This is a genomic window from Kitasatospora sp. NPDC058965, from assembly GCF_042741245.1.
Lineage (GTDB): Bacteria > Actinomycetota > Actinomycetes > Streptomycetales > Streptomycetaceae > Kitasatospora.
In genome coordinates, this window is record NZ_JBHYKG010000316.1 from 1 (window position 1) to 9,616 (window position 9,616).

The window sequence follows — 9,616 nt, forward strand, 5'->3', positions numbered from 1 at the left end:
GTCGGACAAGTCGCTCTTGTAGGGCTTGCGGTCACTCACGCACCCCTCAACATGCCGGTCGCCCCGTGACCGGCGGCAGTGCAGCAAGGCCACACGTTCAGGCGACGACAGAACGGACAACAGCTCTCATTCCGCCCTCTCAGACCTGAAGCTGGGGCCATTTCAAGCCGGAAGAGACCGCGCCGAACGCTTCGAGTGGGGCCAACCCAAGCCGGAAGAGTGGGGCCAGTTCAAGGTTCTGGCTCAACTTCCGTGAGATGGCCACGCAGAGTGACGAATTGGCTTGGCCTGGACTCCAAGTACAGTCAGAGCGCCCATGAGACCGTGCTCGCACAGGAGTCCTCCTTGCTCGAACCGGACCGCTTCGCCCTTCTCATAGTCAAACCAGACGGCGTGGCTCAGCACCTCACTCGGCTCATCTCCCTCTGGACCCGCGACCAGGGCTACCAGCTGCGCGGCTTCCGGGAGCTGGTCTTGAGCCCGGAGCACCAACTCATCCTCGACGCGGATACCCACTCCGGAGGCCGCATCGATCGGCAGCTGAGCGCAGTGTTTTACGGCTTGGGGCCGGTGCACGCCTTGCTCCTGGAGCGGGAGGGCAGCCGGTCCTCGGGCGAAAGGTCGGCTGCAGCCGAGCTCGCGGGCCACTTCACAGGGGATGCCCTTCCCCACCGGGCCCGACCGGGCACTCTGCGCGGCGATTTCGGGGCCCTGAACCCCGTCTTCAACCTGGTTCACACAAGCAACAGCACCGATAACCTCGACCGAGACGCCCGGGCCCTCTTCGATCGCCCTCTCGTTGAACTCCTGGGACCGAGCGGTGCCAGACCGGACGGAATAGCCCAGACACCGCACCTGCTGAGCCCGTTCAAGCTGTGGAGCACTGTGGCGGATGTCCTGGCCGCCTGGCTGGGACCGGAGGTGGTACGGCCCATCGACTGGCCGGCCGACTCCCACGGCTCATCCCACCCGGCGGTCGGCGCCGCCCTGATGGCCTGCACCCGCGCCGCACAGCGAGCCGGAAGCGAAGATGGCGAAGTGCTGACCGGCGTGCTGGACGGGAACACTCCCTACGAGCAGTTCGCCCGCCAGGTTCCGACGGTGGACACATGGCACGGATACCTCGCATACACGACGCTGCGTCACTTGACGCTGTGCGCCGACACCCCGTGAGCCGTGATCACTGCTGGCCTCGGCGCTCGCGGTACAGCGACGCGAAGTCACGCCAAGAGGACACGCTTGCGAAGGAGCTGGAAGCCCGCGCGGCCGAACATCTGGCGCTTGAGCATCTTGATGCGATTCACGGCGCTCTCGACGTGGCCGGAGTTCCACGGGGTCGTCAGTCCGGCTGCCACAGCGTCGTAGTCACTGTTCAGGCCGTTCGCGAAGGTGCTGATCCCGGGCAGCCCGGACGTCGTCGCGGTGGTGATCCACTCGGGCAGCCGCTCGCCGTCCAGCAGCGTGAGCATCTCGGCGAACGACCGGACCAGGCCGGCGGCGATCTCCAGTTCGGGGCAGTGGGCCAGCAGCGCCTTGCGCTGCAGTTCCGCGTCGGCGGTCAGGCCGTCGGGATGGCGGGTGAGCCAGTCGGTGGCCTCGCGGACCGTAGGCGGCCGCGGCCGGGGTGGCGGGCCGTCCGGGGCCTGGAGTTCATGCTGCTTCCACGTCGCGAACTGGGTGTAGCCGCCGCGGTAGCCCCTGGCGGTGATCTCACCCAGTAGCGCTATCCCGCTGATCTTGCCGCCGGTCTCCTCCCAACGACGCAGCAGGTAGGGCTTGTAGGGGTCGAGCTTGGCCGACGCGGAGCCTTAGGTCCCTGCCTCATGTCCTGCCACCGCGCCGCGCCGGCATAGCGGCGAACGGTGTTACGGCTCCAGCCCAGGTGACGGGCCACCTCGCGCTGACTCATCCCGCCGACCAGGAGCTCGTGCGCCAGGGCGTGGTTGGCGCGGCGGCGATCGGCCAGCTGCCCAGCCGGCTCCGGCAGCTCTTCGCCGCTGGTGCCGGGCAGCGGCGTCTCCCACTGCGGCTCCGGCACCGGTGGCGCGGGCTGGGCGTGGAGGCAGGCGCGGTGCGCGGTGACGACGCGTTCGATCGCGCGGACCAGGTTCGCCCACAAGTGGTACCGGTCAGCCACTTGCAGGGCCTGGGGCGCCGCATGAGTGGCGGCCTCCGCGTAGGCGGAGGCCCGGTCTCTGCAGATCACCTCGATCTGCGGATGCCCGGCCAGCCACGGGGTGAGCACGGCGGCGTCGCGCTCGGGCAGTAGGTCCAGGACCTGGTGGGTGACCGAGTTCGTGATCACGGTGCCGTAGGTATGGCCCTTACGCAGGGCGAAGTCATCCACGCCGACCGCGGTCGGCACCCCGGTGTCGGGGTCGGGCAGGTCCATCACACGTCGCAGCAGCGTGCTGCGGCCGGCCCGGATGCCCAGCAGCGCGGACATCCGCGCGCCGGCCCGGCCCGCGAGCGCCAGGCCGAGACCCGCGACCGCCGTCCGCTGCCGCTCGGTCACCTGACCGTGCCGGCGCGTCAGCCCTGGCACCTGCTCAGCGAACGTCCGGCGCGGACACGACCCCTCCAGGCAGACGAACCGGCGGACTAGCAACGCCAAGGTCACAGGCCTGCCGCAGCTGGGCAGATCGGACGGGAAGCGCCGGTAGGAGCCGTGGACCTGCTCCGACCATGCGCCGCAGCCCGGACAGACCGCACCCGCGGTGGCCACCCGGGCACCGATCCGCACCGCCGGCCCGGATACTTCGACACCAACCACCTCCACCTGGGGCAGCGACGGGAACAGCAACGCGCCGAGCCACGACCATGATTGCGACACAGCCGCCGACAGTCAGCCATCCGCGACACCGCACCGGCGAGATCCGGACGACCTCCAGACCCCAGCAACCCCGACAATCCGTCACCCAGCGTCACGGCTCACAGAACCTGGGCCAGACCCCAGTTCAAACCGTAACGCCACCAGCAGGCCCCGCTTCACGGCCGGCTTGCCGGCGGGGAGGTCAGGGTGTTCGTGAATGCAGGCTTCATCCACGTCACGGCTACCAGCTTCTTCGTAGAATCCGACGGCTGCACGGATGCGCGTCAGGGCGGTTTCGCGGTCTCCGGGGAGTACGTGGCAGCGTGCCGTGCCTTCATGGGCCCTGGCTGTCCGGAGCGGCCGCCCGTATTGCCGAGCCAACTCGAGCGACCGTCGGCAGTGATCGAGGGCTTGGCAGGGGCCGACCGTTTCAAGAGTCAGTGCTCCCACGTCGATCAGCAGCTCCGCCTCGCCGAGAAGGCTGTTGACGACAGGCGCCTTGTGGACTGCCTCGCTCCTCCTTCCAAGTACTGCGTTGCGTTCCCACCGCCCGACCCATCATGATCCTCACCTGTGGCACACTTCCTTCCTATATCCGTTCTCATAGTCATCGTCGTAGCACGTTTCCTCCGCAGTCGCGGCAGCCGGCCAGCCCAAACGCCGGCTGTCACCTGGACCCCGGTTCCGTTCGACGCGGCCGCCTACGGTCTGGCTCCGCGCGACGTCCTCGACCCGCAGCGGCCCGGCCCGCCCGCGCCCGACCACGTCCGCCAGGAGTGCCAGGCCATCGCGGACGCCGCCTTCGCCGGCGACTGGCGCCCGGCCGCCGCCTACATCGCGGCAGCGGGCCAGGACTGGGACGAGAACTGGTCACGCCTTGAACTCCTGCGCTCGATCGCCCGCGAGGACGACGCCTGGCTGACCACCTGGCGCGCCGAGGACCCCAACAACTGCGACGCGGCCACCCTGGAAGCGGACCGGATGGTCAACAGGGCCTGGGAGGTCCGCGGTCGCGGCTACGCCAACGAGACCCCGGAAGAGAACATCACGCAGTTCCGCGCCCTGCTGCCGGCGGCGATCGAGGCGGCCCAGCGGGCCGCGCTGCTGGACCCGCAGAACCCGGGGCCGTGGGTGGTCATGGTGACGGCCGCGCGCGGCGCGCAGTACAAGCCGGAGCGGTTTTGGACGCTGTGGGTGGAGCTGGTCGCGCGCGCCCCGCACCACTACGAGGGCCACTGGCAGGGCATGCAGTACTGGTGCGCCAAGTGGTTCGGGTCCAACAAGCAGATGCTGGAATTCGCCCGGCGCGCCATGGACAACGCCCCGGCGGGCAGCCCGCTGGCCGGTATCTACCTGCACGCGCTGTCCGAGCTCGAGGCGCGCCGCTCCAACCCGCCCTCGGGGTACGCCGCCAAGAAGCGGCTCGCGGCGGTCGCCACCGCACTCGCCGCGGTCCGTGAGGACGACGACCACCTGCCGGCACTGCGCCACCTGCTGGCCTACTACCTTGGCCGGGCGGGGATGCACGGGGCGGCGCTGGAGCAGTTCCGGCTGCTCGGCCCGTGGTGCGGTTCCTCGGTCTGGGCCAAGAACGGCCTCAACCGGGCCGACGGCTTCCACCACGCCCGCGCCGTTACCGTGGCCGCCGCCAAGGCCAAGCCGCTGACGCTGGCGCTCCGGGCGAAGAACGTGGACGCCGCTCACCTGCCCTGATCCGCCGACCGTGCACCGGTTGCCTGTTCACGAGTCAGACTCGTGAGGAGTCACGAGATCCCGCCCGATCGTTCCGATCGGGCGGGATCTTTGCGGTAGGAGGGTCTGTTCGAGGGCGTGTCCGACCTCAGCTGGCCCTCGCGGGTGCGCCGTTCACCGAGGTGGCTTCTCGGCGGCCCAGCAGGAAGATCGCCTCATCGATGCGGCCCCGGCGCTCCCGGACAACGGCGAGCCGGTCGAAGGCGTTGCACGGCTCCAGGCGCAGCCGGGGGCAGTTCGGGTCGTCGCAGGCCGGGACCGCGGCCGCGATCCGAGCCTCCGAACAGCGTCGCGGTCTCCTCATCCCGGCCGGCGGCGTCGGCGACGTCGACCAGGGCCCGGGCGAGGAACCAGTCCTCGGCTTCGGGTCGCAGCACTGCGAACGCCTCGGCGAAACCGTGTCAGTCCACGGCAGGGCCGGGCCTGTCGGGCGTGCCTTCCTCCGCGGCGGGGACGGCCTCGGTCGGGTCCTGCGCGGCCGCCACCGGCAGGACCACCGTTTCACCAGCCGGGGTCGGCCCAGCCGGCTCGGCCGCCGCCCGGGCCGGACGGCGCCGTCGCCACCCGAACACGGCGCCTGTCGCCACGGCGGCCACCGCGCCGAGCACCCACGGCAGCGCGGAGTCGCTGTGCACAGCGGGCGAGGCCACCAGCGGCGCCGCGGAGGGCTGCACGGGCGCGCTGGGCGAGTCGACCGCGGTCGGCGAGGCGCTCGGAGTCGGCGTGGGCGAGGATGTCGGGCTCGCGGACGGCGACGGTGACGGCGAGTCCGAGGGCGAGGACGGTGCCGGATCGGCGGACGGGCCCGAAGCCGGGGTGCCGGTGGCGGTCGACCGCGGACTCGCCTTGCGGGTACTGCTACCGCTGTTGGGCACTGGCGCAGGGGCCTTGGCCGGGAAGGCGCCGGCCCAGACGGTCACCGGGCCCGACGTGATCTCCGTGAGCTGGTTGCACCCGTCGATCAGGAGTTGGGCGATGACCTCGTAGTTCCCGGGCGGGTTGCCGTCGGGCACCGAGACGGTCTCGTGCAGCACGTGGTCCCCGCGGGTCAGCGGGCCGAACTGAACGCGGTCCGAGCTCCACTGACAACCCTTCCCTGCTCGGATGTGCAGGCGCTGACGCGCTCGTCCCGGGCCCGGCTGTCCCGCACTTCCGCACACCCACCGCGCCCGGACGCGCCGAAGCGAGCAAGGCCCTGGAAGCCATGACCGCCCAGGGACTCAACGACGTGCAGAACGCGATCCCGCACCTGCCGCCACCCGGAACAAATCGGGGCCGGCGCCCTTGAACACCAGCTTGCGCAGACGGAAGAACCCCTGAGGGCGGCAGTCCGAAAGTCCTTCGACTGGACGGCGCAGGCGGGCAACGGACTGCTGACTGCTCGAGCCGACCACTGCCCGCTGACCGGTCCCTGGCCGCTCGGCTGCGCGATGGGCACTACAGCCGATCCCCCCATGCAGCGAGCCTGACCTCGGGTTGCGTGGGCGCCCTGCCTGTGCGGGTGAGGCGTCGGATCATCAGGGTGACAGCGCCCCAGGCGAGGTGTGCTTCGGCGGGCGGACCCCACGGGGGCCCGCCCGGCTTCCGCGTCCGCGCACTTCCGCGGACCAGGGGTGACGGCCGGTCAGGCCCGGCGCGGTTCTGTCAGCGCCAGGCGGCTCGGCAGTAGGCTGGCGGCCAGCGCCAGCAGCAGGCACAGCAGGCCGGCCGCGCCGAGCGGGAGCCAGGGCAGTTGCAGGGCCACGTCGGCCTGCCCGGCCAGGATCCGCCGGTCGATCAGGGCGGTCGTGCCGACCTGGGTGAGCGCCGTGACCAGTAGCCCCAGCACGGCGGCGGTGGCCACCACGAGCAGTGCCTCCAGCGCGACCATCCCGAGCACCTGGCGGCGCTCGGTGCCGGCCAGCCGTAGCACTGCGAAGTCGCGCCGCCGGTCGGCGGCCGACATCACCATGGTGTTGACGATCGCGAGCAGTGCGTAGACCAGCGCCGGGCCCAGGATCGTGGTCGTCGCGATCCAGGAGTAGCGGGCACCAGGATCCGGGCCCGGCCGCTGGGCGTCCTTCAGGACGGCACCGGGCAGCGGTGCGGCCGGCGCCGCGCTCAGGTAGACCGCGTCGGGGCGGGTGCCGCCCAGGTGACCGGCCACCGCGTCGCCCGCGATCAGCACCTCGTCCAGGCCCAGCTGGGTGCGGTAGACCAGGCTCAGGCGCAGCGTCAGCACCGTGTCGTCGGCCAGCCGCAGCCGGACCTGGTCGCCCAAGTGCCAGCCGTGCGCAGCCGCCTGGTCGGTGGCGGCGGCCAGGCTCTGACCGCGCAGGTCGGCGGCGGTGCCGTGCACCACGGGCAGCGCGAAGGCGGTGGCCAGGTCGCCGTCCACCACCAGGGCGGCCGAGGGCACCGAGGCGGCGGAGTCCTGGGACCGGTCGGCGAACGAGGCGGCGTCGGCGCCCAGCCCGGTGATCACCACCGAGGTGGTCGCGGTGGCCCGCAGGCCCGGCTCGGCGGCGGTAACCTGCCGCGCGGCGTCGGCGGGCAGCGGCGCGGTGCCGGGGCGCAGCACGTAGCGGGCGGCCGTGGCGGCCCGGCCCTGGGCGGTCATCGCATCGGCGAAGGCCGCGGTGCTGCCCACAGCCGTGCCGGTCAACGCGATCACCAGGAAAGCCGGGGTCGCGGTGGAGACCGTGCGGCGCACCGAGGTCAGTGCGTTCTGCCGGGCCAGCAGCGCGGTCGCGCCGACCGTCCAGCGCAGCGGCCAGGTCAGCAACCGGACCAGCACGGGCACCAGCAGCGGGGCGAACAGGCTGAGTGAGACGATCGCCATCAGGTCGATCGCCATCACCCACTGGGTGGCGAACTGCGGGTCCTGGACCTGGCCGCCACCGCCGCTGCCCGGGGCCGAGGGCAGCAGCGGGGCGCAGAGGTAGAACGCGACGGTGGCCAGCAGCCCGACCGACTGCAGCACGGCGCAGGCCCAGCGCACCGGAGTCATCACCCGCCCGTCGACCGCGGCCTCGCCCAGCGCCTCGACCGGGCGCACCCGGGCGGCCCGCAGCGAGGCGGCGGCGGCGCCGAGCAGCGCGACCACCAGGCCGACCGCGGCCGCCACCAGCAGCGGTGCCAGAGCGGGCTGCGCGGTGAAGCCCGCCGGGGCGGCGCCCCGGGCCACCAGCCAGGCGGCCAGCACCGGCGCGGCCGGCAACGCGAGCAGGCAGCCCGAGACCACGGCGGCCAGCGCGATCACCAGCGCCTCGCCCAGCACCAGCAGCTGGATCTGACGGGGCGTGGCCCCGACGGCGCGCAGCAGTGCGGTCTCCTGGCGGCGCTGTGCCACGGCGAAGGCGAAGGTGCTGGCCACCACGAAGACCGCGACGAAGGCGGCCATCGCGGCGGCGAATGTCAGCACCTTGTGCAGCGATGGCGCGCCGAGCGGGGAGTCGTCGCCCATGGTGTCGTTCAGCAGCACCCCGGTAGTGGCCACCAGGGTGACGCCCAGGGTGAGGGCGAGGTACGAGCCGGCGAAGGCGGCCCGGCGGCGGCGCAGGCTCGCCGAGGCGACCGGCAGCAGGGTCAGCAGGGAGCTCACCGGGCCGCTCCCGCATCGGCCCCGGGCAGCGACCGCGCGGCGGTTCCGGGCAACGGCTGCGCGGCGGTTCCGGGCAACGGCTGCGTGGTGGCCCCCGGCGCCGTTTCGAGGGTGGTCATCCGCTCCGCGACCTGCTGCGCGGTGGGCGCCGCCAGGTCGTCCACCAGTCGGCCGTCGGCCAGGAAGAGCACCCGGTCCGCGTGCGCGGCGGCGACCGGGTCGTGGGTCACCATGACGGTGGTCTGGCCCTCCTGGTCCACCAGCGAGCGCAGCAGGGCCAGTACGTCGCGGCTGCTGGAGCTGTCCAGCGCGCCGGTCGGCTCGTCGGCGAAGAGCACCTTGGGCCTGGTGATCAGGGCCCGCGCGATGGCCACCCGCTGCTGCTGGCCGCCGGAGAGCTGGGAGGGCAGGTGGCCGGTCCGGTGCCCGAGCCCGACCTGGGCCAGTGCCTGCTCCACCTCGGCCCGGTCCGGCCGCCGACCCGCCAGCCGCAACGGCAGGCCGACGTTCTGCTCCGCCGTCAGCGAACCCACCAGGTTGAACGCCTGGAACACGAAGCCGAGCAAATCCCGCCGCAGCACCGTCAACTGAGTTTCCGTCAGCCGGCCGAGTTCGACGCCGTCCAGCACCACCCGCCCCGAGTCCGGTCGGTCCAGGCCCGCCGCGCACTGCAGCAGGGTGCTCTTGCCCGACCCGGATGGGCCCATCACCGCGGTGAAGGTCCCGCGGGCGAAGCCCACGTCCACTCCCGCCAGCGCGTGGACGGCCTCCGGGCCGGTCCCGTAGGTGCGGTGCAGCTGTTCCAGCCCGAGGACCGTATCCCCCATGATCATCACAGGAGGTATGCCTACCATGCGCCCCGCGCGCCTGACCAGCGGGTTTACTGATCGTTTCAGAATGACTTTCGAAGGCGCCGGAGGCAGATGATGCTGCAGGCGAGGTCGAGTAGTCCCTGGTGGAGACCGGCTCGTCGCTCGTAGCGGGTGCGGAGGCGCTTGAACTGGTGGAGCCAGGCGAAGGCGCGCTCTACGACCCGGCGCACCTTGCCGAGTCCGAACCGTGGGCGACGCCGCGTCGGGCGATCATCGGCTTGATGCCGCGCTTCCACAGCGGCGGCGGTACTTGTCGAAGTCGTAGCCCCGGTCGGCGAACAGTCGCCGGGGCCCGCGCCGCGGACGTCCCCGCAGTCCTCGAATCGGCGGTATCGCAGCGGCCGCGCGCTCCGCACCAGCCGGCACGGACCGGACACCCGCCCACCACCCCGCGGACCCCGCCAGCTCCCGCCCCGGCGCGGGCCTTCCCCACCGCCCGCCATAAGCATTGCCGGGCTCACAAAGCCCACAAGACCAACGACACCCCCACACCACCAGCAGTCGGCGTGCGGCGTGCGGCGTGCGGCGTGCGGCGTGCGGCGTGCGGCGTGCGGCGTGCGGCGTGCGGCGTGCGGCGTGCGGCGTGCGGCGTGCGGC

The 9,616-nt window shown here is 72.2% G+C and carries 8 protein-coding genes and 1 pseudogene; 2 read left to right on the plus strand and 7 right to left on the minus strand.

From position 1 onward, the window contains the following. Positions 1 to 345: 345 nt before the first annotated feature. On the plus strand, positions 346 to 1,173 hold the full coding sequence (locus ACFW1A_RS33830) for a nucleoside-diphosphate kinase (RefSeq protein ID WP_380415886.1): 828 nt from the start codon (positions 346 to 348) through the stop codon (positions 1,171 to 1,173). A gap of 47 nt (positions 1,174 to 1,220) precedes the next feature. Here the strand turns inward: ACFW1A_RS33830 and ACFW1A_RS33835 are convergent, their stop codons facing one another. Both ACFW1A_RS33835 and ACFW1A_RS33840 read right to left on the minus strand, forming a co-directional pair. Further along, positions 1,221 to 1,769, minus strand: a complete 549-nt coding sequence (locus ACFW1A_RS33835) for a transposase (RefSeq protein WP_380415909.1) — start codon at positions 1,767 to 1,769, stop codon at positions 1,221 to 1,223. Next, on the minus strand, positions 1,724 to 2,833 hold the full coding sequence (locus ACFW1A_RS33840; protein ID WP_380415889.1) for an ISL3 family transposase: 1,110 nt from the start codon (positions 2,831 to 2,833) through the stop codon (positions 1,724 to 1,726). Before ACFW1A_RS33840 ends, ACFW1A_RS33835 begins: the two co-directional genes overlap by 46 nt. 552 nt (positions 2,834 to 3,385) lie before the next feature. Here ACFW1A_RS33840 and ACFW1A_RS33845 point away from each other — a divergent pair. Next, the gene (locus ACFW1A_RS33845; protein ID WP_380415893.1) at positions 3,386 to 4,525 is read left to right on the plus strand and encodes a hypothetical protein; all 1,140 of its coding nucleotides are present in this window, start codon (positions 3,386 to 3,388) and stop codon (positions 4,523 to 4,525) included. Positions 4,526 to 4,652: 127 nt separating this feature from the next. Here the strand turns inward: ACFW1A_RS33845 and ACFW1A_RS33850 are convergent, their stop codons facing one another. The 5 genes and pseudogenes from ACFW1A_RS33850 to ACFW1A_RS33870 form a co-directional block, all read right to left on the minus strand. Further along, entirely contained in the window at positions 4,653 to 4,868 is a 216-nt protein-coding gene (locus ACFW1A_RS33850; protein ID WP_380415898.1) for a hypothetical protein, read from the minus strand. Positions 4,869 to 4,965: 97 nt separating this feature from the next. After that, entirely contained in the window at positions 4,966 to 5,598 is a 633-nt protein-coding gene (locus ACFW1A_RS33855; protein WP_380415903.1) for a hypothetical protein, read from the minus strand. 590 nt (positions 5,599 to 6,188) lie between these two features. Continuing rightward, positions 6,189 to 8,147 (minus strand): FtsX-like permease family protein, encoded by a 1,959-nt coding sequence (locus tag ACFW1A_RS33860; protein WP_380415905.1) that lies wholly within the window; start codon positions 8,145 to 8,147, stop codon positions 6,189 to 6,191. After that, entirely contained in the window at positions 8,144 to 8,974 is an 831-nt protein-coding gene (locus ACFW1A_RS33865; RefSeq protein ID WP_380415912.1) for an ABC transporter ATP-binding protein, read from the minus strand. Before ACFW1A_RS33865 ends, ACFW1A_RS33860 begins: the two co-directional genes overlap by 4 nt. A gap of 65 nt (positions 8,975 to 9,039) precedes the next feature. Beyond that, positions 9,040 to 9,355 (minus strand): annotated as a pseudogene (locus ACFW1A_RS33870) (transposase); the annotation flags it as partial. Positions 9,356 to 9,616 lie beyond the last annotated feature (261 nt).

Coding starts and splice junctions, on each gene's coding strand:
- ACFW1A_RS33850 (WP_380415898.1), bottom strand. CDS start 4,868: ATGAGGAGACCGCGACGCTGTTCGGAGGCTCGGATCGCGGCCGCGGTC.
- ACFW1A_RS33865 (WP_380415912.1), bottom strand. CDS start 8,974: ATGGGGGATACGGTCCTCGGGCTGGAACAGCTGCACCGCACCTACGGG.